This window comes from Pseudomonas sp. 86_A (genome assembly GCF_017491705.1).
Lineage (GTDB): Bacteria > Pseudomonadota > Gammaproteobacteria > Pseudomonadales > Pseudomonadaceae > Aquipseudomonas > Aquipseudomonas koreensis.
Window position 1 is genome coordinate 74,524 of the sequence record NZ_JAFGYS010000002.1, and the last position, 24,743, is coordinate 99,266.

24 protein-coding genes are annotated in these 24,743 nt (G+C 60.9%); 10 read left to right on the forward strand and 14 right to left on the reverse strand.

Features of this window, described 5'->3' with window-relative positions; genetic code table 11:
* Positions 1 to 117: 117 nt before the first annotated feature.
* Both J5M57_RS03685 and rlmF read left to right on the forward strand, forming a co-directional pair.
* A complete protein-coding gene (locus tag J5M57_RS03685; protein ID WP_207847424.1) occupies positions 118 to 2,964 on the forward strand; it encodes a valine--tRNA ligase in 2,847 nt (948 codons plus the stop codon).
* Between the two features lie 228 nt (positions 2,965 to 3,192).
* Positions 3,193 to 4,212, forward strand: coding sequence for a 23S rRNA (adenine(1618)-N(6))-methyltransferase RlmF (rlmF, locus tag J5M57_RS03690; protein ID WP_207847426.1), 1,020 nt, complete (start codon positions 3,193 to 3,195; stop codon positions 4,210 to 4,212).
* A gap of 195 nt (positions 4,213 to 4,407) precedes the next feature.
* Here rlmF and J5M57_RS03695 read toward each other — a convergent pair whose 3' ends face one another.
* Positions 4,408 to 4,689 (reverse strand): HU family DNA-binding protein, encoded by a 282-nt coding sequence (locus tag J5M57_RS03695; protein WP_003221909.1) that lies wholly within the window; start codon positions 4,687 to 4,689, stop codon positions 4,408 to 4,410.
* Positions 4,690 to 5,085: 396 nt separating this feature from the next.
* Between J5M57_RS03695 and yejK the strand changes: the two genes are divergently transcribed.
* Positions 5,086 to 6,090: a nucleoid-associated protein YejK gene (gene yejK / locus J5M57_RS03700; protein ID WP_003221908.1), complete on the forward strand. Its 1,005-nt coding sequence runs from the start codon at positions 5,086 to 5,088 to the stop codon at positions 6,088 to 6,090.
* The gene (locus J5M57_RS03705) at positions 6,090 to 6,440 is read left to right on the forward strand and encodes a glutaredoxin family protein (RefSeq protein WP_083366937.1); all 351 of its coding nucleotides are present in this window, start codon (positions 6,090 to 6,092) and stop codon (positions 6,438 to 6,440) included. The genes yejK and J5M57_RS03705 overlap by 1 nt, the downstream gene beginning before the upstream one ends.
* A 148-nt stretch (positions 6,441 to 6,588) precedes the next feature.
* On the opposite strand, the gene J5M57_RS03710 is transcribed toward J5M57_RS03705, so the two are convergent.
* From J5M57_RS03710 to J5M57_RS03730, 5 genes are all read right to left on the reverse strand, one after another.
* Complete coding sequence (locus J5M57_RS03710; protein ID WP_207847428.1) at positions 6,589 to 7,524, reverse strand: glutathione S-transferase family protein; 936 nt, start codon at positions 7,522 to 7,524, stop codon at positions 6,589 to 6,591.
* Positions 7,525 to 7,608: 84 nt separating this feature from the next.
* The gene (locus J5M57_RS03715) at positions 7,609 to 7,911 is read right to left on the reverse strand and encodes a GIY-YIG nuclease family protein (protein WP_207847430.1); all 303 of its coding nucleotides are present in this window, start codon (positions 7,909 to 7,911) and stop codon (positions 7,609 to 7,611) included.
* Between the two features lie 39 nt (positions 7,912 to 7,950).
* Positions 7,951 to 8,421 carry a nuclear transport factor 2 family protein gene (locus J5M57_RS03720; protein ID WP_003221901.1) on the reverse strand — a complete coding sequence of 157 codons (471 nt, stop codon included), beginning with the start codon at positions 8,419 to 8,421 and terminating at the stop codon, positions 7,951 to 7,953.
* 204 nt (positions 8,422 to 8,625) lie between these two features.
* Complete coding sequence (locus tag J5M57_RS03725; RefSeq protein ID WP_064586085.1) at positions 8,626 to 9,912, reverse strand: CynX/NimT family MFS transporter; 1,287 nt, start codon at positions 9,910 to 9,912, stop codon at positions 8,626 to 8,628.
* Positions 9,902 to 10,561, reverse strand: a complete 660-nt coding sequence (locus J5M57_RS03730; protein WP_207847432.1) for a FadR/GntR family transcriptional regulator — start codon at positions 10,559 to 10,561, stop codon at positions 9,902 to 9,904. Before J5M57_RS03730 ends, J5M57_RS03725 begins: the two co-directional genes overlap by 11 nt.
* Before the next feature lie 267 nt (positions 10,562 to 10,828).
* Between J5M57_RS03730 and J5M57_RS03735 the strand changes: the two genes are divergently transcribed.
* On the forward strand, positions 10,829 to 12,454 hold the full coding sequence (locus tag J5M57_RS03735) for a S8 family serine peptidase (protein ID WP_207847434.1): 1,626 nt from the start codon (positions 10,829 to 10,831) through the stop codon (positions 12,452 to 12,454).
* Positions 12,455 to 12,524: 70 nt separating this feature from the next.
* Here the strand turns inward: J5M57_RS03735 and J5M57_RS03740 are convergent, their stop codons facing one another.
* From J5M57_RS03740 to J5M57_RS03755, 4 genes are all read right to left on the reverse strand, one after another.
* Entirely contained in the window at positions 12,525 to 13,289 is a 765-nt protein-coding gene (locus tag J5M57_RS03740; protein ID WP_003221897.1) for an amino acid ABC transporter ATP-binding protein, read from the reverse strand.
* Positions 13,290 to 13,302: 13 nt separating this feature from the next.
* Positions 13,303 to 14,400 (reverse strand): amino acid ABC transporter permease, encoded by a 1,098-nt coding sequence (locus J5M57_RS03745; protein WP_064586082.1) that lies wholly within the window; start codon positions 14,398 to 14,400, stop codon positions 13,303 to 13,305.
* Between the two features lie 10 nt (positions 14,401 to 14,410).
* Positions 14,411 to 15,592 (reverse strand): amino acid ABC transporter permease, encoded by a 1,182-nt coding sequence (locus J5M57_RS03750; protein WP_027610940.1) that lies wholly within the window; start codon positions 15,590 to 15,592, stop codon positions 14,411 to 14,413.
* A gap of 65 nt (positions 15,593 to 15,657) precedes the next feature.
* Entirely contained in the window at positions 15,658 to 16,689 is a 1,032-nt protein-coding gene (locus J5M57_RS03755; protein ID WP_047292688.1) for an amino acid ABC transporter substrate-binding protein, read from the reverse strand.
* Between the two features lie 468 nt (positions 16,690 to 17,157).
* Here J5M57_RS03755 and J5M57_RS03760 point away from each other — a divergent pair, with 468 nt between their 5' ends.
* From J5M57_RS03760 to J5M57_RS03780, 5 genes are all read left to right on the forward strand, one after another.
* Positions 17,158 to 17,814, forward strand: a complete 657-nt coding sequence (locus tag J5M57_RS03760) for an alpha/beta hydrolase (RefSeq protein ID WP_207847436.1) — start codon at positions 17,158 to 17,160, stop codon at positions 17,812 to 17,814.
* Positions 17,815 to 17,910: 96 nt separating this feature from the next.
* On the forward strand, positions 17,911 to 19,377 hold the full coding sequence (gene rhlB / locus J5M57_RS03765; RefSeq protein ID WP_207847438.1) for an ATP-dependent RNA helicase RhlB: 1,467 nt from the start codon (positions 17,911 to 17,913) through the stop codon (positions 19,375 to 19,377).
* Positions 19,378 to 19,512: 135 nt separating this feature from the next.
* On the forward strand, positions 19,513 to 20,457 hold the full coding sequence (locus J5M57_RS03770; RefSeq protein ID WP_207847439.1) for an ornithine cyclodeaminase family protein: 945 nt from the start codon (positions 19,513 to 19,515) through the stop codon (positions 20,455 to 20,457).
* Between the two features lie 149 nt (positions 20,458 to 20,606).
* Positions 20,607 to 21,734: an FAD-binding oxidoreductase gene (locus tag J5M57_RS03775; protein ID WP_207847441.1), complete on the forward strand. Its 1,128-nt coding sequence runs from the start codon at positions 20,607 to 20,609 to the stop codon at positions 21,732 to 21,734.
* Between the two features lie 93 nt (positions 21,735 to 21,827).
* Positions 21,828 to 22,454: a transcriptional regulator gene (locus J5M57_RS03780; RefSeq protein ID WP_064586076.1), complete on the forward strand. Its 627-nt coding sequence runs from the start codon at positions 21,828 to 21,830 to the stop codon at positions 22,452 to 22,454.
* 99 nt (positions 22,455 to 22,553) lie between these two features.
* On the opposite strand, the gene J5M57_RS03785 is transcribed toward J5M57_RS03780, so the two are convergent.
* The 4 genes from J5M57_RS03785 to moaC all read right to left on the reverse strand — a co-directional run bounded on the left by J5M57_RS03785 (position 22,554) and on the right by moaC (position 24,743).
* Complete coding sequence (locus tag J5M57_RS03785; protein ID WP_064586075.1) at positions 22,554 to 23,330, reverse strand: ABC transporter substrate-binding protein; 777 nt, start codon at positions 23,328 to 23,330, stop codon at positions 22,554 to 22,556.
* Positions 23,331 to 23,574: 244 nt separating this feature from the next.
* A complete protein-coding gene (moaE, locus tag J5M57_RS03790; protein WP_207847444.1) occupies positions 23,575 to 24,027 on the reverse strand; it encodes a molybdopterin synthase catalytic subunit MoaE in 453 nt (150 codons plus the stop codon).
* A 3-nt stretch (positions 24,028 to 24,030) separates the two neighbouring features.
* Positions 24,031 to 24,273 (reverse strand): MoaD/ThiS family protein, encoded by a 243-nt coding sequence (locus J5M57_RS03795; RefSeq protein WP_169843163.1) that lies wholly within the window; start codon positions 24,271 to 24,273, stop codon positions 24,031 to 24,033.
* Entirely contained in the window at positions 24,270 to 24,743 is a 474-nt protein-coding gene (gene moaC / locus J5M57_RS03800) for a cyclic pyranopterin monophosphate synthase MoaC (RefSeq protein WP_207847453.1), read from the reverse strand. The genes J5M57_RS03795 and moaC overlap by 4 nt, the downstream gene beginning before the upstream one ends.

Genomic DNA, 24,743 nt, shown 5'->3' on the forward strand with positions numbered 1-24,743 from the left:
ACAGAGTTCGCGATCACATTTAGATCCCCATCCGGCCCGTCCCGCTCGCCCTCGGCCCCATGCCCCGCTATACTTCCCGGCTTTTCCTGAATAAATGCCAATAGGGTCCCGCCGCGCATGGATAAGACCTACCAGCCGCACGCCATTGAAACTTCCTGGTACAACACCTGGGAGTCCGAGAACTATTTCGCACCGCAAGGCGCGGGCGATTCCTACACCATCATGATCCCGCCGCCGAACGTCACCGGCAGCCTGCACATGGGTCACGGTTTCAACAACGCGATCATGGACGCCCTGATCCGTTTCCGCCGCATGCAAGGTCGCAACACCCTGTGGCAGCCGGGCACCGACCATGCCGGTATCGCCACGCAGATGCTGGTGGAGCGTCAGCTGGAAGCCACCGGCCAGAACCGTCACGACCTGGGCCGCGAGAAATTCCTCGAGAAAGTCTGGGAATGGAAGGATCAGTCCGGCGGCAACATCAGCCGGCAGATCCGCCGTCTCGGTTCGTCCGTGGACTGGAGCCGCGAGCGCTTCACCATGGACGACGGCCTCTCGGAAGCGGTTAAAGAAGCCTTCGTACGCCTGCACGAAGACGGTCTGATCTATCGCGGCAAGCGCCTGGTCAACTGGGACACCAAGCTGCACACGGCGATTTCCGACCTCGAAGTGGAAAACCACGACGAGAAAGGCTTCCTGTGGAACCTGAAATACCCGCTGGCCGACGGCGCGAAAACCGCTGAAGGCAACGATTTCCTGATCGTCGCGACCACCCGTCCGGAAACCATGCTCGGCGACTCCGCCGTGGCCGTTAACCCGAACGACGAGCGCTACAAAGCGCTGATCGGCAAGTTTGTCGAGCTGCCACTGGTCGGCCGCCGCATCCCGATCATCGCCGACGATTACTGCGACCCGGAATTCGGCACCGGCTGCGTGAAAATCACCCCGGCCCACGATTTCAACGACTACGAAGTCGGCAAGCGTCATAACCTGCCGCTGCTGAACATCTTCGACAAGAACGCCAACGTGCTGCCTGCGGCGCAGGTGTTCAACCTCGACGGCACGCTGAACGACAGCGTCGACGGCAAGATCCCGGCTGAATACGCCGGTCTCGAGCGCTTCGAAGCGCGCAAGCAGATCGTCGCTGCGTTCGACGCCGCCGGCCTGTTGGTCAGCGTCGACGATCACAACCTGAAAGTGCCGAAAGGCGACCGCTCCGGCACCGTCATCGAGCCGTGGCTGACCGACCAGTGGTACGTGTCGACCAAACCATTGGCTGAACCGGCGATTGCTGCCGTTGAAGACGGCCGTATCCAGTTCGTGCCCAAGCAGTACGAAAACATGTACTTCTCGTGGATGCGCGACATCCAGGATTGGTGCATCAGCCGTCAGTTGTGGTGGGGCCACCGGATTCCGGCCTGGTACGACGAGTCGGGCAAGGTCTACGTCGGTCGCGACGAAGCCGAAGTGCGTGCCAAGCACAACCTCGGTCCGGACGTTGCGCTGCAGCAGGACAACGACGTGCTCGACACCTGGTTCAGTTCGGGGCTGTGGACCTTCTCCACCCTCGGCTGGCCGGAAAAGACCGAATTCCTGAAGAAATTCCACTCCACCGACGTGCTGGTCACCGGTTTCGACATCATTTTCTTCTGGGTTGCCCGGATGATCATGTTGACGATGCACCTGATCAAGAACGAGGACGGCACCCCGCAGGTGCCGTTCAAGACCGTTTACGTGCACGGCCTGGTGCGTGATGGCCAGGGCCAGAAGATGTCCAAGTCCAAGGGCAACGTCCTTGACCCGCTGGACATCATCGACGGTATCGAGCTGGAAGAATTGGTGCAGAAGCGCACCTCCGGCATGATGCAGCCGAAACTGGCGAAGAAGATCGAGAAGCAGACCCGCGACGAGTTCGCCGACGGCATCGCCAGCTACGGTACCGACGCCCTGCGCTTCACTTTCTGCTCGCTGGCTTCCACCGGTCGCGACATCAAGTTCGACATGGGCCGCGTCGAAGGCTATCGCAACTTCTGCAACAAGATCTGGAACGCCGCGCGTTATGTTCTGGACAAGGGCGAAGACTGCGGCCAGAACGGCGAAGCCTACGAGCTGTCGCTGGCGGATCGCTGGATCATCTCGCAGCTGCAACGCACCGAAGCCGAAGTGACCCGCCAACTGGATCAATTCCGTTTCGACCTCGCCGCGCAAGCGCTGTACGAGTTCATCTGGAACCAATACTGCGACTGGTACCTGGAACTGTCCAAGCCCGTGCTGTGGGACGAGAACGCGCCGGTTGAACGTCAGCGCGGCACCCGTCGCACGCTGGTTCGCGTACTGGAAGTGGCGCTGCGCCTGGCGCATCCGTTCATGCCGTTCATCACTGAAGAAATCTGGCAGCGCATCGCGCCGCTGGCCGGTATTCAGGGTAAGACGATCATGCTGCAACCTTGGCCGGTGGCCAACGAAGAGCGCATCGATCCGGCGGCCGAAGACGACATCGAATGGCTCAAGGGCCTGATGCTCGGCACGCGCAACATCCGTGGCGAAATGAACATCGGCCCGGGCAAACCGCTGCCGATCTACCTGAAAAACGTCAGCGCTGAAGATCAGCGTCGCCTGACCGAGAACGAAGCGCTGCTGAAGAAGCTGGCGCGTCTGGAATCGATCACCGTGCTGGCGGCCGGCGAAGAAGCGCCACTGTCCGCGACCGCGCTGGTGGGCGAGATGGAAGTGCTGGTGCCAATGGCCGGTCTGATCGACAAGGGCGCCGAGCTGGCCCGTCTGGACAAGGAAATCCTGCGTCTGCAGGGCGAAGTCCAGCGGGTGGGCGGCAAGCTGTCGAACGCCGGCTTCGTTGACAAGGCTCCGGCCGAAGTCATCGAGAAGGAACGCGCCAAACTGGCCGAGGCTGAACAGGCTTTGGGTAAGCTGGCCGAGCAGCACGCGCGGATTTCCAGCCTGTAAGGGCAAGCCGCAATGAAAAAGGGAGGCCCGCAACGGCCTCCCTTTTTTGTTCCTGCCACATTTTTCCCCTGTAGGAGTTGCCGCAGGCTGCGATCTTTTGATGTTGTTTTTAAAAATCAAAGTCAAAAGATCGCAGCCTGCGGCAGCTCCTACAGGGAATAGGGTTCACAGCGGCCGGATGTGGGACAATACCCGCCACTTTCAGCCATACCCGAATCGATCACACCCATGAACGCCCCCCGCACACCCAAACCTGCGCGCAAGAAGCCTGATGTCGCGACCCCGGCCAAAGCCGTCGAGCCGCGTGAAAAGGCCAGCCTGCACCCGCGCAATCGCCACCAGGGTCGCTATGACTTCCCGGCGCTGATCAAGACCACGCCGGAACTGGCGAAGTTCGTGATCACCAACCCGTACGGCAAGGAAAGCATCGACTTCGCCAGCCCCGATGCGGTGCGCGTGTTCAACCGGGCGCTGCTCAAGTCGTTCTATGGCATCGAACATTGGGACATCCCGGCAGATTATCTGTGCCCACCGGTGCCGGGCCGTGCCGATTACGTGCACTTCCTCGCCGACCTGCTGGCGAGCATGAACGACGGCAAGGTCCCGCGTGGCGCGATCGTCAATGTGCTGGACATCGGCATGGGCGCCAACTGCGTCTACCCGCTGATCGGCAACAGCGAATACCGCTGGCACTTCCTCGGCTCGGAAATCGACCCGACGGCCGTGGCAGCGGCCAGGGCCATCGTCCAGTCCAACGACTTGAGCAAGGTCATCAAGCTGCGCCAGCAGGAAAACCGCAAGCACATCCTGATTGGCTTGCTGGAGCCGGGTGAACGCTTTGACCTGACCATGTGCAACCCGCCGTTCCACGCTTCGATGGAAGAGGCGACCAAGGGCAGCGAGCGCAAATGGCGCGCACTGGGTAAAGCCGATCCGAAACGCAAACTGCCGGTGCTGAACTTCGGCGGTCAGTCGGCCGAGCTGTGGTGTGAGGGTGGCGAAGCCCGTTTCGTGACACAACTGATCGCCGAGAGCGCGAACTTCCAGCACAAGGTGCTGTGGTTCAGCACGCTGGTGTCGAAAGCCTCGAACCTGCCTGCCATCGAAACCGCGCTGAAGAAGGCCGGCGTGCTGGAAAGCCAGGTGGTGGAGATGTCGCAAGGGCAGAAGCAGAGCCGCTTCGTGGCGTGGACCTTCCAGACCAAGTCCGAACAGCAGATCTGGCGTCGCGAGCGCTGGACGCGCTAACGCCTGCACCGGCGAAGCTGTAGGAGCTGCGGCACGCTGCGATCTTTTTATCTTGATCCTTAAGAACAAGATCAAAAGATCGCAGCCTCGTTTCACTCGACAGCTCCTACAGGGCGGCTCAACTCCTCGCCAAATCGCAGGCACAAAAAAACCGTGCCCGGATCGCTCCGGTGCACGGTTTTTTATCGCTGCGTCTTACTTGTTCACAGCGTCGGTCAGGCCTTTGGCCACAACCAGCTTGATCACTTTCTTGGCAGGGATTTCGATGGCAGCGCCAGTCGAAGGGTTACGGCCAGTGCGGGCAGGACGCTCGGTCACTTTCAGCTTGCCGATACCTGGCAAGGTGATTTCGCCGCCATTTTCCAGCTGATCAGCAACGATTTGGCCCAGTTGGTCCAGAGCGTTACGCGCGGTGGTTTTCGGCGCGTCGATAGCTTCAGCGATGTCAGCGATCAGTTGGTCTTTAGTAAGAGCCATGTAGTGTTCCTTCCCTATCAAATTCATATGGATTGCAGAGTGCAGTGTCAGCCATCGAGCCCGATCTTCTGGATCTGGCACCCTCGGCGATAACCACGACGAGTCGGGGTTATAGATGCCGAAATCAGGGTTTGGTTCGACCTGACAAATGCTGAATGCACGCTTAACGCAGTGACTTCGCGTAAGACCGGGCAAAACTAGCACAGAGACGGGGAAATATCCGCCTCTAGCTACCCATTTGGTCAGGTTTATTGCTCTAAATCGGTAAAAAACTGCATAAGGGCCGCCACCCGCCCCGGATTTGCCCTTCACCCCGCGCCAAAACCAGTGGTTGCGGTACACTGGGCGCTTTTTCGGGGGAGCCTGCCCTCCTCCCTTCCACCAGCCGAGAAGCCCATGCCGATCCGTCATTGCATCGTCCACCTGATCGACAAAAAACCCGACGGCACGCCCGCAGTTCTGCACGCCCGTGACTCCGAACTGGCTGAGTCCGCGGCCATCGAGAACATGCTCGCCGACCTCAACGAAAGCTATAACGCCAAACAGGGCAAAGCCTGGGGCCTGTTCCATCCGGAGTCCGGCGCGTTCCCGTTCAGCGGCTGGCTGAAGGAATACATGGACGGCGGCAAGGACTTCGCGGCGTTCAGCAAAGTCGCGGTGGAGCATCTGCAAAAGCTGATGGAAGAGTCGAACCTGTCAGTGGGCGGCCACGTGCTGTTCGCCCACTACCAGCAAGGCATGACCGATTACCTGGCGATCGCCCTACTGCACCACAGCGAGGGCGTGGCGGTGACCGACGAGCTGGACGTGACCCCGTCGCGCCACCTCGACCTCGGCCAACTGCACCTGGCGGCGCGGATCAACGTGTCCGAGTGGCAGAACAACAAGCAGTCCAAGCAGTACATCTCGTTCATCAAAGGCAAGAACGGCAAGAAAGTCTCGGAATACTTCCGCGACTTCATCGGCTGCCAGGAAGGCGTCGACGGCCCGGGCGAGACCCGCACCCTGCTCAAGGCCTTCAGCGATTTCGTCGAAAGCGAAGACCTGCCGGAAGACTCGGCCCGCGAGAAAACCAAGACCCTGGTGGATTACGCCAGCAGCCAGGCCAAACTGGGCGAGCCGATGGGCCTGGAAGAGCTGTCGGAACTGATCGACGAAGAGCGCCCGAAAGCCTTCTACGACCACATCCGCAACAAGGATTACGGCCTGTCGCCGGAGATTCCGGCGGACAAACGCACGCTCAACCAGTTCCGCCGCTTTACCGGCCGCGCCGAAGGCCTGTCGATCAGCTTTGAAGCGCACCTGCTGGGCTCGAAGATCGAGTATGACGAAGAAGCCGGCACCCTGATCATCAAGGGCCTGCCGACCTCGCTCACCGATCAGCTCAAGCGCCGCAACTGATGCTGGGCAATGTGCTGAAGAAGGTCGCGCTGGTTCTGCTGGTGGTGGTGATCTATCAGAACTGGGGCAAGATCGAGCGGGTATTCAATCCGTCGCAAATGGTCTCTGAGCAGACGCGGGCCCAGGCCCGTGTTGTGCTGTACGCCACTGACTGGTGCGGCTACTGCAAGCAGACCAAACGTTTTCTCGACAGCAAGGGGATTCCCTTCAAGGAATTCGACATCGAGAAGGATGCCGAGGCGCGCAAGGCGTATGAGGCACTGGGCGGGCGCGGGATTCCGTTGATCGACGTGAATGGCACATTGATTCGTGGATTCGACCCGGACGAAATTCTCGCTGCCCTGAAATAGCACACACACCTGTGGCGAGGGAGCTTGCTCCCGCTGGGCTGCGAAGCGGCCCCCGCTTTTCAGGGCGAGCGCGCGTTCGCATATTTTGCGACTGCTGCGCAGTCGAGCGGGAGCAAGCTCCCTCGCCACAGGATGTTGTGTGTAACCGTTACTTGGCTTCGATGCGGAAACCAAAGCGCGGGAAGTGCACATGCACCACACCGCCACGCTCGTCTTCACGGCGCAGGATCAGCTCTTCGCGGCCGGCAAACAGCAGCTCGCCCACCACCGGATCAACCCCGTAATCCGTCGCGGCAATCGCCACCTGCTGGCCGGCCTTGAAGCCGTTCGGGTCAACGAACTGCTCATTCGGCAAGGCCGCCGGTGTCGCGTTACGCGCAACCGCCAACGCCTCGTCCGAGGTCATCTCGCTCGCCGCACCGTGGCCAAAGCCCAGCACACGACCCAACCAGGCCGAAACAGCCGGATACTCATCCACCAGCGGTGCGGTCACGTGGGTGGCTTTGAGGAACCACAATGGATGCGCCAGCGCGAAGTCGGCAATCGACGGCTCACCAAACAGGAAGTCGCCCTGCTCGCGCTGCAACTGTTGCTCCAGGCGCGCCATGATCGTTGGCCATTGATGCTTGGCCTGTTCGGCCGACAGCCGGGTGGCGCTGCCGCCACTGAACAGACCGGCACGGTCGGCAATGAACGCCTTGATCGCTTCCGGCGGCAATTTGCCAAAACGCACCGCCACCGACTCCGGCTGGAACACCAGGCTGACCGCATGCTGGAACACCACCGAATCGGCCCACGCCGCGAAGCTGGCGCTGGTCATTTCCTGACCTTCGGGGAAAAACGCCGGCAGGGCTTTTTCCTGCTCCAGACGACGGGCGATCAACGATGTGTCGCAGTAGATGTCGGCACCGATCTGCAGCACCGGGGTCTTGCGATAGCCGCCGGTCAGGGCCGTCAGATCCGGCTTCGGCATCACCGGCGAGATGTGCACCGAGCGCCAGGACAGGCCTTTGAAGCCCAGCAGCAGGCGGGCCTTTTCGGCAAATGGAGAGGTCGGGTAATGATGCAGGATCAACTCGGACATGCTCGGCTCCGCCGCTCAATTAGTGAGCCGGCAGCTTAGCGTGCATTTGCTTAGCAGCCTACAGATCTGGCTGATGGGAACCAATCAGTCAGATTGATAAGACGCCACCAGGCATTCCTTGGCGCTCTTGCGCAGCTTCTTGATCAAGCGTTCCTGGCGCAAGGCATCGCTCTTGTCGCGGCAGCGCTCGGTGTAGACCAGTGCCATCGCCGGGCTGGACAGAAAGAAGCGTGCGCCTTTGCCGCTCTGATGCTTGGCGAAACGGCGCACCGGGTCGTCGCTGATCCCGCAATACAGCGAACCGTTGGCCGCGCGCACGAGGTAGACGAACCAGGACTTGCACACCGGTTCGGCAACGTCGACAGATTTTTCGCTAAGGCTGGTCACTTCAGGATCAGGATGTGTAGGAAACAGGACGCGATCTTATCAGCGACCGGCCTGAAATGCCTTCAGTCCCTTCAGCGCCTGCGCACGGACAGCGTTGCGCACCAGTGGCGTCCAGCCCAGCAGCAAGCCTTTGAAACCCAGGGCCTGACGCGACCAGCGCCACAGGTCGAAGTGGTCGTGGTGCTCGCAGATCTTGCCGTCACGGAACACGAATCGCGCCTGGATATCGTTGATCACCACGTTGCCGGTCTGGCTGAACAGATACGTCGCCACCCAGTGCGCACCACCGCTGCGCTCGTCGGCGCGAACATTGTCGAAGGTCAGGGAGAAATCCTTGGCGCGGGTGGTCAGCATGCGCCACATGTCGCCGGCATCCCGCCCGCGCAACTCGCCGAATGCCGGATCGCTGAACACCACGTCGTCGGTGTAGCAGGCGGCCATGGCCTCGGCGTCGAGGCGCTGGAAGGCCTGGTAGAAGCGGGTGATCAGGGCGGCGTGGGCTTCGCTCATGGGCAAACTCCAGAAGATGGACAGATTGCCAGCACGATAAGCGGAAGACCGCAGAAACACTATCGGCATTCGCGCACCGAATATCAGCAACACACAGAACCACTGTAGGAGTGAGCCTGCTCGCGATAGCGGTGTGTCGGTCAACATTGCGCTGACTGACACACCGCTATCGCGAGCAGGCTCACTCCTACAATTTGAACCGTGTCAGATCTTTTCGCTTTGCACTTGCACGTACAACGCACGCCCGGCACCCAGCCCGGCGATGATCGCACCGGTGCCAATGATGCCGAAGATCCAGCCCACCGCATTCCAGCCGCCGGTCCAGTCATGCACCACGCCGACCGCGAACGGCCCCATTGACGCCAGCGTGTATCCGAAGCCCTGCGACATGCTCGACAGGTTCGCCGCGACATGCGAGTCGCGCGAACGCAGCACGATCAGCGTCAGCGCCAGGCTGAACGTACCGCCCTGCCCCAGCCCCAGCAAAATCGCCCAGCCCCACAGCCCTTCGATCGGTGCATACAGGCAACCGAACAAACCACCGAGGGTCAGCGCCATGACCAGCACGATTGCCAGGCGTTGATCCTTGCCACGGGTCGCCAGCCATGGCGCCGCGAGGGAGCTGGCGAGCTGGATGATCACCGAGCCGGACAGCACCAGACCGGCCTGGGTCGGGGTCAGTCCGCGGCCGATCAGGATCGACGGCAACCAGCCAAACACGATGTACGCCAGCGACGATTGCAGGCCCATGTACAAGGTCACCTGCCAGGCCAGCGGATCACGCAGCAGCCCGCGCACCCGATAGGCCACGTTGTGCGCGCCGTGTTTTTGCCCGACTTGCGGCAGCCAGAACAGCGCCGCCACCAGCGCCGGGATCACCCAAAAACCCAGGCCCAGCGCCCAACTGTTGTCGAAGTGTTCGCTCAGCGGCACGGTAGAACCCGCCGCCATCGCCGCGCCCAGGCACAGGGCCATGGTGTAGACGCCGGTCATGGTCCCGGCATGTTTGGCGAAGTCGCGTTTGACGATGCCCGGCAGCAACACGCCGATAATGCCGATGCTCGCACCGCCCAGCACGCTGCCGGCGAACAGGCCGATCTCACCGAAGTTGCTGCGCAGGATGATCCCGCCGGCCAGGGTCAGCAGAATGCCGAGCACTACCCGTTCGGCACCGAAACGCCGCGCCAGAATCGGCGCCAGCGGTGCGAACAAGCCAAGGCATAACACCGGCAAAGTGGTCAGCAGACCGGCCTGCGCGGCAGACAGGCCCAGACTCTTCGATACTTCACTGAGCAGTGGCGCCATGCTCGACAGCGCCGGGCGCAGGTTCAGCGCCACCAGAATCAGCCCCAGCAGCAACAGCCACGGCCGGCGCACCAGCGGATGGCTTTGCTGCACTTGCTCATCATCGGCCTCGGCGTCGATCAGCAGCTCTTCAAGTTCTGCCGTACGCTTGGGGGTTGAGAAGTTTTTCTCGCTTTCAAGGTTCATTGATCAACTGCCTCGATATGGCTTTGGCCCGTTCCGGGTCGCGTTGTTCGACCGCATCGAGCAGCTCGATGTGCAGGTCGAACACTTCCTGACGGCGCGGGACGATGTTCAGCGTCTGGCGCAATTGCGCGCCGACAATGCTGGAAAAATAGCGATACAACTCGCTCAGGGTCGGGTTATGCGCGGCATCCACCAGACGGCGGTGGAACACCAGATCGCAGGCAATGTAGGTGTCGAGATCGCCGTGGTAGTGGCTGCCGCTGGTGCCAAGCGCTTCACGCAAGGCGATCAGATCCTCATCGGTGCGACGCAACGCCGCCAGGCCAATGGCCTCGACTTCCAGGATGTGCCGGGTCTCGCGTGCATGCTCCGGCGAACAGCGGGACAGCGCCTTGAGCGTGTCCATCGGGTCGACCACCGCGCGCAAATAACTGCCGTCGCCCTGGCGGATTTCGATCAACCCGGAGAACGCCAGCACGCGCATGGCCTCGCGCACGGTGTTGCGGCTGATGCCCAACTCAGCGCTCACTTCCGGCTCGGTCGGCAGGCGCTCGCCCACCTGCCAGGCACCGCTGTTGATGCGCTGCCGTAACTGATCCAGGGCCTGATCGACCAGGGATCGTTTAATGAGTGGAGAAATGTCTGACATGGATTCGCCCTTTCATCCAATCATAGGATGAATTTTCTGACATGGTAGTCAGGATGGCATCTGTAGGCAACCTTTGGGGGCGCCGCCACCAAGCAGCGTACGACCTACACCTCGAGTAGCCGAATCCCCTTTCAAGCAAAGTGCTTTCCCACAGAAGCGGAAAGAATGCTCCTACATACCCCGGCGCAGACTGGTTTCAGACTTCGGGCATTGAACGGCGAGCGCCCTTTTGCTCGCCCTTTTTCATCCAAAGGGATTTGAAACACCATGGTAGAAGTCCAATTCGGCAAGCAGCACGGGCGCCCTTTCATATTGGAGAAGAACCGCCAATGGCTGGCTGTGCGCAGCCACGCGGGAAAACAACTGGCGCACGCGCTGTGCTGCGAATCTGCCGACACGGCGCTGGAAGGCTGCGAGCTGTTGCTGCATGTCGAAGATGCGGATGTGCAAGTCTTCAAACTGCCTGAGCATTCGGACCCGGCGCAGCGCAAGGCGCTGTTACGAGCGCTGCCGGATGTTCGCTTCGCTGGCAGCGTGCTGATGGACCCTGTCACGCAGGAGCCCGTGCTTTACACCGAAAACATCTTTCTGAAGTTCATCGACTCGCTGAAACCCACTCAGTGCATGGCGATACTCGACGAGCTGGGTCTGATGATCAAACAAGAGGTGGCCTACGCAAAAAATGCCTTTTTCGTCTACCACCCGGGCACGCGGGGCACCGATGTTTGCCCACTCACCTGTGAATGGCTCAAGCGCGACGACATTGAATACTGCCATCCGGAAATGTTGCGCCAAGGTGAGCGCCGGGCAATTCACGCCAATCAATGGCACCTGAAAAAAACCACCGTGACCTATCAGGTCGACATCGACGCCAGCGCCAATGTCGAGGCCGCCCATGCGCTCACGCAGGGCGCAGGTGTCGTCATAGCGGTCATTGATGATGCCTTTGATATCGACCATCCCGAGTTCGCCGGGGAAGGCAAAGTCGTCGGCGCGCAGAATTTTGACCGACGCAACGCCAAACAGGGTCCGCGGCCGAAAAATGCCATGGAGCGTCATGGCACTGCCGCTGCCGGGGTGGCTTGTGCCAATGGCGCGTCCGGCGCCAGTGGCGTCGCCCCCAAGGCCAGTCTGATGCCGCTGAAACTCACCCGCCCCTTGGGTGCACGCGCCGAGGCCGACGCCTTCTTCTGGGCTGCCGAGCAGGGGGCCGACATCATTTCCTGCAGCTGGGGACCGGCTGAAGGGCATTGGGCCGACCCGACGGATCCGCGTCACACCCAGATATTTCCGTTGGCGGCGAGCACTCGGCTGGCCATCGAATATGCGGCCACCCAGGGCCGTAATGGCAAAGGCTGCGTGATTTTCTTCGGTGCCGGCAACGGTAACGAAAGCGCTGATAATGACGGCTATTCCAGCCACCCGCAGGTGATCGCCGTAGGTGCCTGCAATGACCAGAGCCGGCGCAGTGCCTACAGCGATTATGGCAAGGCGCTCTGGTGCTGCTTTCCCAGCGGCGATCAGCAACACCCTGATCCAAAGTTCAAACCCTCCACCTCGATCCCGCAGACCCGCGGCATCCGCACCACAGATTTGAGTGGACGCTTCGCCACGCAAACGCTGCCGGCCTACACCGACGCCTTCAGCGGCACCTCCAGCGCCTGCCCTGGCGCCGCGGGCATCGCGGCATTGGTGCTGAGCGTCAACCCCGGCCTCGATCGCCTGGCGGTGCGGCAGATACTTGCCGACTGCTGCGACAAGATCGGCCACCCCGACGACGGGCCGCTCGGTCAATACGATGCAAACGGCCACAGTCATTACTACGGGCACGGCCGCCTCAACGCATTGCGCGCCGTGCAACTGGCCCTTGAGCGCCAAGCCGGCGCAGATTGATTCCGCACAATGAAAAAAGCCCCGCCGGGCATCCGGCAGGGCTTTTCTGTTTGACGCGGTGATCAAGCCATCAATGCAAGATCTGACTCAAGAACAACTTGGTCCGATCATTCTGCGGATTGTCGAAGAAGTCATTCGGTGCCGCCTGTTCAACGATCTCGCCTTTGTCCATGAAGATCACGCGGTTGGCCACGGTGCGGGCGAAACCCATTTCGTGGGTCACGCAGAGCATGGTCATGCCGTCTTCGGCGAGGCCGATCATGGTGTCCAGCACCTCTTTGACCATCTCCGGGTCGAGTGCTGAAGTCGGTTCGTCGAACAACATGATTTTCGGTTTCATGCACAGCGCGCGGGCGATCGCCACACGCTGTTGCTGGCCGCCGGACAGTTGCCCCGGGAATTTATGCGCCTGCTCCGGAATGCGTACGCGCTCCAGATAATGCATGGCGATTTCCTCGGCCTTGCGCTTGGGCATCTTGCGCACCCACATCGGCGCCAGCGTGCAGTTCTGCAGGATGGTCAGGTGCGGGAACAGGTTGAAGTGCTGGAACACCATGCCGACTTCGCGGCGGATCGCCTCGATCTGCTTGAGGTCGTTGGTCAGTTCCACGCCGTCGACCACGATGCGGCCCTGCTGGTGTTCTTCCAGGCGATTGAGGCAACGGATGGTGGTCGACTTGCCGGAACCCGACGGGCCGCACAGCACGATACGCTCGCCCTGTTTGACGTTGAGGTTGATGTCTTTCAGCACGTGGAACTGGCCGTACCACTTGTTCACGCCCTGCATCTGGATAATGCCTTCAGGGCCCACAGGCTTTTTGATTGCTTCGCTCATTTACAGAGAACTCCTAACGCTTGTGGCCAGTGTCGAGCTTGCGTTCCAGGTGCATGGAATAGCGCGACATACCAAAACAGAAAATCCAGAACACCAGGGCGGCGAACACGTAGCCTTCGGTGGCCATGCCCAGCCATTTCGGATCGGCAGCGGCTTGCTTGACGCTGTTGAGCAGGTCAAACAGGCCGATGATGATCACGAGGCTAGTGTCCTTGAACAGCGCAATGAAGGTGTTGACGATGCCCGGGATCACCAGCTTCAGGGCTTGCGGCAGAATCACCAGGCCCATGGCGCGCCAGTAACCGAGGCCCATCGCGGCCGCGGCTTCGTACTGACCTTTGGGGATCGCTTGCAGACCGCCACGCACCACTTCGGCGACATAGGCCGACTGGAACAGGATCACCCCGATCAGCGCCCGCAGCAGCTTGTCGAAGTTCATGCCTTCGGGCAGGAACAACGGCAGCATCACCGACGACATGAACAGCACGGTGATCAGCGGCACGCCCCGCCAGAACTCGATGAACGTCACGCAGACCACGCGAATCGCCGGCATGTTCGAGCGCCGGCCCAACGCGAGGATGATCCCCAGCGGCAAGGCGCCGGCGATACCGACCGTGGCGATGACCAGCGTCAGCATCAACCCGCCCCACTGGCTGGTCGCCACGCTGTCGAGGCCGAAGACGCCGCCATGCAGCAGGCACCACGCGACGATTGGATAGACCACCAGGAAGCTCAGGCCGTACACCGCTTTACGCGGGAAGCGCGAAATGAACAGTGGCGCCACGCCGAGAACTGCCAGCCACACGGTCAGGTCGACGCGCCAGCGCAGTTCCACCGGGTAGTAGCCGTACATGAACTGGCCGAAACGCTGCTGGATGAACACCCAGCAGGCGCCGTCCTTGGTGCAGTCGGCGCGGGTGGTGCCGACCCAGTTGGCATCGAGAATCGCCCAGCTGAGAATCGGTGGGACCACCAGGTAAATCAGATAGAACGCAAACAGCGTCAGCAGGGTGTTGAGCCAGCTGGAGAACATGTTGGCGCGTATCCATGCCATCGGGCCGAAGACCTTGGCCGGCGGTGGCATGTCGGGTTTGAAAGTATGGGTTGTCATGCGCGTTTCCTCACCGCTCGATCAGCGCAATGCGCTTGTTGTACCAGTTCATCAGCAGGGAAATGCTGATACTGATCGCCAGGTACACGCTCATGGTGATGGCAATGACTTCGATGGCCTGGCCGGTCTGGTTGAGCACGGTGCCGGCGAACAGCGAAACCATTTCCGGGTAACCGATACCGGCGGCCAGCGAGGAGTTTTTCGCCAGGTTCAGGTATTGGCTGGTCAGCGGCGGAATGATCACCCGCAGTGCTTGCGGAATGATCACCTTGCGCAGGGTAGGGCCGTTGCGCAGGCCGAGCGAACGGGCCGCTTCGGTCTGGCCGTGGCTGACCGACTTGATCCCCGAACGCACGATTTCCGCGATGAACGCGGCGGTGTACACGGTCAGCGCCAGGGTCAATGCCAGCAGTTCCGGGATCAACACCCAGCCGCCGACGAAGTTGAAGCCCTTGAGCTGCGGCATTTCCCAGTGCAGCGGTGCGCCGAAGATCAGCGCGCACAAGGTCGGGATCACCAGCAGAATCGCCAGGCCGGTCCAGAACTTGTGGAACGGTACGCCGGTGTCTTCGAAACGTTTGTTGGCCCAGCGGCACATCAGCACGATGGCGACAATCGCCAGCACCACACTGATGAAGAACGCCCAGAAGCCGTCAGCCATTTGCGCGGCCGGCATGTTCAGGCCACGGCTGCTGACGAAGAAGGTGTCGCCGAAGTTGTGGCTGTTGCGCGGTCCCGGCATGGTCAGGAACACCGCGAAGTACCAGAACAGGATCTGCAGCAACGGCGGAATGTTGCGGAACACTTCCACATACACGGTCGCCAGTTTGCTGATGATCCAGTTCGGCGACAGCCGCGCCACGCCGATGATGAAGCCCAGCAGGGTCGCCAGGATCACGCCGATGAAGGTCACCAATAGCGTGTTGAGCAGGCCGATCACGAACACCCGGGCGTAACTGTCCGCTTCGGTGTAGGAGATCAGGTGCTGAGCGATGCCGAATCCGGCACTGCGCTCCAGAAAGCTGAAACCGGAGGTGATGCCCCGGTGCTGCAGGTTGGTCTGGGTGTTATCGAACAGATACCAGCCCATGGCGACCACCGCCACAACGGTGATGATCTGAAACAGCCACGCACGCACTCGCGGATCGCTGAGGCTGAGCCTCTGCTTTGGTGCGCCGATTGAATTTTGCATGAAGTGCCCCGGAAGAAATGGAACAGAACATCACCCGGCGGTTGGCCCGCCGGGTGATAGAACCATTAGCGCACTGGTGGTGCGTACTGAATACCGCCGTTGGTCCACAGCGCGTTCAGGCCACGGTCGATTTCCAGCGGAGTGCTCTTGCCGAGGTTTTTCTCGAAGATTTCACCGTAGTTACCGACCTGCGAAACGATTTTCACAACCCAATCCTTCGGCAGTTTCAGGTCCTTGCCATATTCACCGTCAGCACCCAGCAGACGGGCAACGTCAGGGTTCTTGGTGGATTTGGCTTCTTCCAGCACGTTTTTCGACGTCACGCCGGCTTCTTCTGCGTTCAGCAGCGCGTAGCCAACCCAGCGAACGATCGCCAGCCACTCGTCGTCGCCGTTACGCACGACCGGGCCCAGCGGTTCCTTGGAAATGGTTTCCGGCAGCACCACGTAGTCTTTTGGCGAGGCCAGTTTGCTGCGCTGTGCGTACAGCTGCGACTTGTCGGAGGTCAGCACGTCGCAACGACCGGATTCCAGCGACTTGGCGCTTTCATCGGAGGTGTCGAAAGTGATCGGGGTGTACTTCAGGCCGTTGGCGCGGAAGTAGTCGGAGACGTTCAGCTCGGTGGTGGTACCGGCCTGGATGCAGATGGTTGCACCGTCCAGTTCCTTGGCACTTTTCACGCCCAGCTTGTTGTTGGCCAGAAAGCCCACGCCGTCGTAGTAGGTGATGAAGCCCGGGAATTTCAGACCCATGCCGGCGTCACGCGAACTGGTCATGGTGGTGTTGCGCGAGAGCAGGTCGATTTCGCCGGACTGCAGCGCGGTGAAGCGCTCCTTGGCGTTCAACTGGCTGAACTTGACCTTGTTGGCGTCGCCGAATACGGCAGCGGCCACAGCGCGGCAGACGTCAGCGTCGATCCCGAGGATCTTGCCCGAAGCGTCCGGTACCGAGAAGCCCGGCAGACCGTCGCTCACGCCACACTGCACGAAACCTTTCTTCTGCACGGCATCCAGGGTTGCACCCGCCTGAGCGAACCCGCTGACGCCGAGTACTGCTGCAGCAGTCACGACCGCCAGAGTGGATTTCAACATCTTCATTCAAACCTCCAGTTTTGCTCTTGTTGTGTCGGAGCTTGAGTCCAGTCGCACCCTTTTGAGGCGTTGTTGACCCGTGTTGGCTTTTTTTGGGGTCAACCGACGTAAGACCTTCGCTATGAGTCTAGTAGGAGAAAATCCACATCATGGACAACTCACTTCTCACCAATCGGCCGAACGGGCTGTAGCCCTTTCACGTTCGCTTTGCCCGTAGCGGCCATTGGCGAACATCCATCACCGGATTCTTTGCAATCCCGTCGCAAGACGTACACTGATAGTGTTACCGCCAGACGTAGGATGCTTCGTACAGAATCCTTCATAGCAAAGCCCGTACCACACCGCCTGCTGAAGCGATTGCGCGACAGGTCAATAGCAAAACTTGTAGCCTTGCGACATCTTCTTAACGGATCGACCGGGCGCGCACCTCAATCACGCACTTATTGAGAGCGCCCGCACTTTTTTGGAGCAGCCATGACCGAGCCCCTGATTCTTGAACCCGTAAAGCCCGCAGACGCCTGCGTGATCTGGCTGCACGGCCTCGGCGCGGACCGCTATGACTTCCTGCCGGTGGCCGAAGCGCTGCAGGAAAACCTGCTGAGCACGCGCTTCGTGCTGCCTCAGGCACAGACCCTGCCCGTCACCATCAATGGCGGTTATGCGATGCCGAGCTGGTACGACATAAAGGCCATGAGCCCGGCGCGGTCGATTGACCGTGGGCAACTGGAAGAATCGTCAGCGCGCATCGTCAAAATGATCGATGTGCAGCGCACCCTCGGAATAGACGCCTCGCGGATTTTCCTCGCGGGGTTTTCCCAGGGTGGCGCCGTGGTCCTGCACACCGCTTATATAAAGTGGCAAGGTCCATTGGGTGGCGTACTTGCCCTGTCCACCTATGCCCCGACCTTCACCGACGAAATGGAGCTTTGCGCCAGCCAGCAACGAATCCCGGCACTGTGCCTGCATGGCCAGTTCGATGGGGTGGTGCAAAACTCGATGGGGCGCAGTGCCTATGAGCATTTGGTGAAGCATGGTGTCACCGTGACATGGCAGGAATACCCAATGGAGCACGAAGTGTTACCCGAAGAAATTCGTGACATCAGCGTCTGGCTGGCTGAACGCCTGCGTTGATCGTTTCAGCTGCATCGCCCCTTTGATCATCCCACTACGCCGCGCCCGATTCTTGCATTACACTGGCCGGCGTACATTCCTTAACCAATTGATGAGATGACCGTGCTCGAAGCACTCAAGAAAATGTTCGGTAAAAGCGAGGCTGAGCAGCTCGCGCCAGTTCCCAGTGCGCCGTCGCACGCCCCCGGCCCTCGCAGCGATGCGCCCAAGGCTGAACGTCCGGCTCCGGTAGCGACACCCGAGCCCGAGCCACAACCCGCTGCCGCCGCCGAACCGGTCCGCGCCGAAGCGCCGAAACCGCCCCGCCCGCGCCGCGAACCGAAGCCCAAGGCACCGGTCATTCCCTGGAAACTCGAAGACTTCGTCGTCGAACCCCAGGAAGGCAAAACCCGCTTCCACGATTTCAAACTCGCTCCGGAACTGATGCACGCCATCCAGGACCTGGGCTTTCCGTACTGCACGCCGATCCAGGCGCAGGTGTTGGGTTTCACCCTCGCCGGCAAAGACGCCATCGGCCGCGCGCAGACCGGCACCGGCAAGACCGCCGCGTTCCTGATCTCGATCATCACTCAGCTGTTGCAGACCCCGCCGCCGAAAGAACGCTACATGGGCGAACCCCGTGCGCTGATCATCGCGCCGACCCGCGAGCTGGTGGTGCAGATCGCCAAGGACGCCGCTGACCTGACCAAGTACACCGGCCTCAACGTCATGACGTTCGTGGGCGGCATGGACTTCGACAAGCAGCTCAAGCACCTCGAAGCGCGCCATTGCGACATTCTTGTCGCCACCCCGGGCCGTCTGCTCGACTTCAACCAGCGCGGCGACGTGCACCTGGACATGGTCGAAGTGATGGTGCTGGACGAAGCCGACCGCATGCTCGACATGGGTTTCATCCCGCAAGTGCGGCAGATCATTCGCCAGACCCCGCCAAAGGCCGAGCGCCAGACCCTGCTGTTCTCCGCGACCTTCACCGAAGACGTGATGAACCTGGCCAAGCAATGGACCACGGATCCGGCGATCGTCGAAATCGAAATCACCAACGTCGCCAACGAAAACGTCGAGCAGCACATCTATGCGGTGGCCGCGGCTGACAAATACAAATTGCTCTACAACCTGGTCAACGATAACGGCTGGGAACGGGTCATCGTCTTCGCCAACCGCAAGGACGAAGTGCGCCGCATCGAAGAACGCCTGGTGCGCGACGGCATCAACGCCGCGCAACTGTCCGGCGACGTGCCGCAGCACAAGCGCATCAAGACCCTCGAAGGCTTCCGCGAAGGCAAGATCCGCGTGCTGGTGGCCACGGATGTCGCCGGTCGCGGTATTCACATCGACGGCATCAGCCACGTGATCAACTTCACCCTGCCGGAAGTGCCGGACGACTACGTGCACCGCATCGGCCGTACCGGTCGCGCCGGCGCTGACGGCGTGTCGATCAGCTTCGCCGGCGAGGACGACTCCTACCAGTTGCCGTCCATCGAAGAGAAGCTCGGTCGCAAGATCAGCTGCGAAACCCCGCCGACGCACCTGCTGCGTGCGGTAGAGCGCAAGCGTCCGCAATAAGCGAGCCCATAAAGAAAAGCGCAGCCGGCGACGACTGCGCTTTTTTTTCGCCCGGCGTTTCACCGGGCGCTTGCGATAGACAACCAAAAGTCCATAATGGACAAATTAGTTTAAATCTAGACGCCGGAGCCTGACATGGCCACTACGCCCTACGTGATCGACCAACCTCAGGCCCGCGAACTGCTGGCGCGCATCGACGTCCCGCAGATCCTGCGCAAACTGTTTCGCGACCTCGCCGCCGGTCACGCCGTGCAACCGGCGCAGCAGTTGGTGGAGTTCCCGCAGGGCGCTGGCGACTTCATCAATTATCTGGGGGTGCTGGCCGAAGACGGTGTGTACGGGGTCAAGACGTCGCCGTACATCGTCCGCGAACAGGGGCCGCTGGTGACGGCGTGGACCCTGTTGATGTCGATGCAAACCGGTCAGCCGCTGCTGCTGTGCGATGCCGGTGAACTGACCACCGCGCGTACCGCCGCGACCACGGCGGTGGCAGTCGACGCCCTCGCCCCGCTGAATGCTGCGCGACTGACGATCATTGGCAGTGGCAAGGTCGCACAGGCCCATCTGCATTACGTGAAAGGTCTGCGCGACTGGCAGAGCATCAGCGTGTATTCGCCCTCCTTGCTGGCAGACGTTGAAACTCAGGCACAATTGAAAGCCATCGCGCCCGATCTGAAGATTGCCGACAGCCGCGAAGCCGCGCTCGCCGAGGCCGATGTAATCATGCTCTGCACCTCATCCGCCGGCCCGGTGATCGACCCGGCCAGCTTGAGCAAACCGGCGTTGATCACTTCGATCAGCACCAACGCCCCGCGCGCCCATGAAGTGCCGCCGCAGAGCCTCAACGCCATGCAGGTGTTCTGCGATTATCGGCTGACCACGCCGGGCTCGGCCGGTGAGATGCTGATCGCGACCGAGCAGCATGGCTGGGACTCGTCGGCGATTGTCGGTGACCTGGCCGATCTGCTCAGCGAGAAAGTCTCGCGCCCCGGTTACGACCGTCACGTATTTTTCCGCTCAATCGGCTTGGGACTGGAGGACATTGCGCTGGCCAATGCGGTTTATCACTTGACCAACTAACACCACAAATCCCCTGTAGGAGTGAGCCTGCTCGCGATAGCGGTATATCAGTCAACGATAATGTTGAATGTAAAAGCGCTATCGCGAGCAGGCTCACGCCTACAGGAGATCGCGAACTCCTCAATATTGCGTCCACACCGGAGACCTTCATGAGCCAGGCAGACTTCATCATCATCGGCGGCGGGATTGCCGGCGCTTCCACCGGGTTCTGGCTGTCGCCGCACGCCAAAGTGATTGTGCTGGAACGTGAGTCGCACCCGGCCTACCACTCCACCGGACGCTCGGCAGCGATTTACACCGCCGCTTATGGAACGACGCAGGTGCGGGCGCTGACCCTGACCAGCCGGGAGTTTTTCGATCAGCCGCCGAGTGGCTTCTGCGAACATCCATTGCTCACACCGCGCGGCGAAATGACCGTCGATTTCACCGGTGACGCCGCCGAACTGAATAACCAGTACCTCAGCGCCAAGGCCACGGTGCCGGAGATGCAATTGCTCAGTGCTGAAGAAGCCTGCGCCCGCCTGCCGATCCTGCGTCGGGAAAAGGTCCATGGCGCGATCTACGACCCGAACGCCAGCGACATCGACACCGACGCCCTGCATCAGGGTTACCTGCGCGGCATCCGCCGTCACCACGGTGAAGTGCACACCGATTGCGAGGTTCTGGGCCTGAGTCGTGACGCTGACGGCGAATGGCAAGTGCAGACCAACGGCCAGACCTTCAGCGCGCCAGTGGTGATCAACGCCGCCGGTGCCTGGGCCGACCAGATCGGTACGCTGGCCGGCGCCAGACCGCTGGGCCTGCAACCGAAGCGCCGCGCCGCATTCATTTTCGCCGGGCCAAAAGGCGTCGACATCCATCACTGGCCGATGCTGGTCAGCCTCGACGAATCGTTCTACATGAAGCCCGACGCCGGGATGTTTCTCGGCTCGCCAGCGAATGCCGACCCGGTCGAACCGCACGACGTGCAGCCGGAAGAACTGGACATTGCCATGGGCATCTACCAGATAGAAGAAGCCACGACCCTGACCATTCGCCGCCCGACCCGCACCTGGGCCGGGTTGCGCAGCTTTGTCGCCGACGGTGATTTGGTCAGCGGCTTCGATCCACAGGTGCCGGGGCTGTTCTGGGTCGCGGCGCAGGGCGGCTACGGCATTCAGACCTCACCGGCCATGGGCCAGGCCAGCGCGGCATTGGTGCGGGGTCAGCCGCTGCCTGAGGCGCTGCTGCAGGCCGGGCTGAGCAGCGCCATGCTCTCGCCGGCACGCCTTGGCTGAACACCCTCGCGGATGACGCGCCCAACGGATTGCGGCACACTCGCAGCGCCCCCTGTTCACGGGGGCGTTGACGCCGCCTGGAGCTCCACAATCATGACCGCCCCCGAATTCGATCCGGCACTGGATAACTTCCGTGCCGTCGCCGACGCCATCGCCACGCTGTTCTTTCCCCACGCCGAAGTGGTGCTGCACGACCTGCGCACGCAAAAGGTCGACTACATCGCCAACAACCTGTCCAAACGCGAGATCGGCGACGATTCGTCGCTCGAAGACATGCTCAGCGAGGATGTCAGCGACCGTAACATTGGCCCGTATGAAAAACTGAATTGGGACGGCCAGAAGATTCGCAGCCTGAGCACGGTGCTGCGCGACAGCGAAGGCCGGCCGCTGGCCGTGCTGTGCATCAACCTGAATATTTCGCTGTTCGAAAATGCCAAGGCCGCGCTGGACCTGTTCCTGTCGCCGAGCAAACTGATCCCGCAACCGGACTCCCTGTTTCGCGATGACTGGCAGGAACGCATCAACACCTTCCTCCACGCCTGGCTGCGCGAACGTCAGCTGAGCCTGAATCTGCTGACCCGTGACCACAAGCGCGAACTGGTGCTGGCGCTGCACGCCGAGGGTGCGTTCAAGGGCAAGAGCGCCTCGAACTATGTGGCCAATGTGCTGAACATGGGGCGGGCGACGGTGTACAAGCATTTGAAGGAATTGAAGGGCTGAGATTTGCGGTGATTTCTTTGACGCCATCGCGAGCAGGCTCACTCCTACAGGGGAACGCATTCCAAATGTAGGAGTGAGCCTGCTCGCGATAGCGGACTATCAGTCGCCGTAGATATCGGACTTGAAATACTTCTCGGAAATCTTCTGGTACTCGCCACTCGCGCGAATGCCATCGATGGCGCCATTCAACTGGCTGACCAGTTCAGTATTGCCCTTGCGCACCGCAATCCCCGCGCCCTCTCCCACGTATTTCGGGTCCTTCAACTCAGGCCCGACAAATGCGTAACCCTTGCCGCGCGGCATCGACAGGAAATCATTCAACGGAATGGTGTCGGCGAAAATCGCATCGAGGCGCCCCGCCGCCAGGTCCATGTAGATTTCTTCGTTGTTGCTGTAGCGCTTGACGTTGATGCCCTTGGGCTCGAACACCTCGGTGGCATAACGGTCGGTGGTGGTCGCACGCTGCACGCCGACGTTCTTGCCCTTGAGGCTGGCGTATTGATCATCGACCGTGGCGCCTTCCTTCATTACCAGTCGCGACGAGGTGAAGTAATACTTGTGGGTGAAATCCACCGACTTTTTACGGTCCTCATTGATGGTCATCGACGACAGGGCCATGTCGATTTTCTTCACTTTCAGCGACGGAATCAGGCCATCGAACTCACCCTCGACCCACACGCACTTGACCTTCATCTGCGCGCACAGGGCATTGCCGATGTCGTAGTCGAAACCAACGATTTCGCCCTTGTCGGTTTTTGAGGCGAACGGCGGATAGGCGGCTTCGATGCCGATGCGCAGGGTTTGCTCGGCGGCATACACGCTGGTGCACGCCAACAGGCTCAGGGCCAGACCGGTGATGAGGGGGAGTTTCTTCATGTTCGTTCTCTCGCGGGTTGTTGTTGGTTTGGCAAGAAAGAGCTGAAACGGAGGGACATGCCTTTTTTGTACTTATAAATCCATATTGGACTTATAGGTACAAGCCGTCAATCGGGCAGATAGGCAGGATTTTTTTGTATGGCGGATGACGCCATCGCGAGCAGGCTCACTCCTACAGGGGAACGCATTCCAACTGTAGGAGTGAGCCTGCTCGCGATGGCTGACTTGAGGGCGCAACAGGACTTTAATTGTTCCAGCGATCCGCAGCGGCATGATCACTGTCACGCCCTTCGACCCAACGCGGGCCGTCGCTGGTGTTTTCTTTCTTCCAGAACGGCGCGCGGGTTTTCAGGTAGTCCATGACAAAGGCGCAGGCATCGAACGCGGCCTGGCGATGGGCGCTGGCGGCGCCGACAAACACGATCGGCTCACCCGGTTCCAGCGCGCCGATGCGGTGCAACACTTCCAGTTTCAACAACGGCCAGCGCTGCTCGGCCTCGACGGCAATCTTGCCGAGGGCTTTTTCGGTCATGCCCGGGTAGTGTTCGAGGAACATCCCGGCCACCTCCAGCCCGTCATTGAAGTCGCGCACGTAGCCGACAAAACTCACCACCGCGCCGACGCCGACATTGGCCGCGTGCATCGCGTTGACTTCAGCACCGGGATCAAACGCCGTGGACTGCACACGAATCGCCATGCCTCAGCCTCCGGTCACGGTGGGGAAAAACGCCACTTCGTCGCCATCGCTCACCGGCTCGTCGAGCTGGCACAGGTCTTCGTTGCGCGCGCACATCAGGTTCTGTTCGCTCAACACCTCGGCACCGTCACGTTGCACCAGCAGTGCGCGCACGTCATCGACGGTGGCGAAATCGCCTTCGACCTTCACCGAGTCCACGCCCAGCGCTTCACGGTAACGGGCGAAAAACTTCACGGTCAGGTTCATGGCTGCTCCGCCTGGAAATGCCCGCTCTTGCCGCCGACCTTCTCCAGCAGACGCACGCTTTCGATGGTCATGCCGCGGTCCACGGCCTTGCACATATCGTAGATGGTCAAGGCGGCGACGCTGGCGGCGGTCAGCGCTTCCATCTCGACACCGGTCCGCCCGGACAGCTTGCAGCGGGCGACGATGCGCACGCTGTCAGCGCCTTCGGCACTCAGTTCGACCTTGACGCCGGTGAGCATCAGCGGATGGCACAGCGGGATCAGATCACTGGTTTTCTTCGCCGCCTGAATGCCGGCAATGCGCGCCACGGCAAACACATCGCCCTTGGGATGGCCGCCGCTGACGATCATCTGCAGGGTTTCGGGGAGCATGCGCACCAGCGCCTGGGCGGTCGCCTCACGGAACGTCACGGCTTTTTCGGTGACGTCGACCATGTTGGCGCGACCTTGGGAATCGAGATGAGTCAGCAC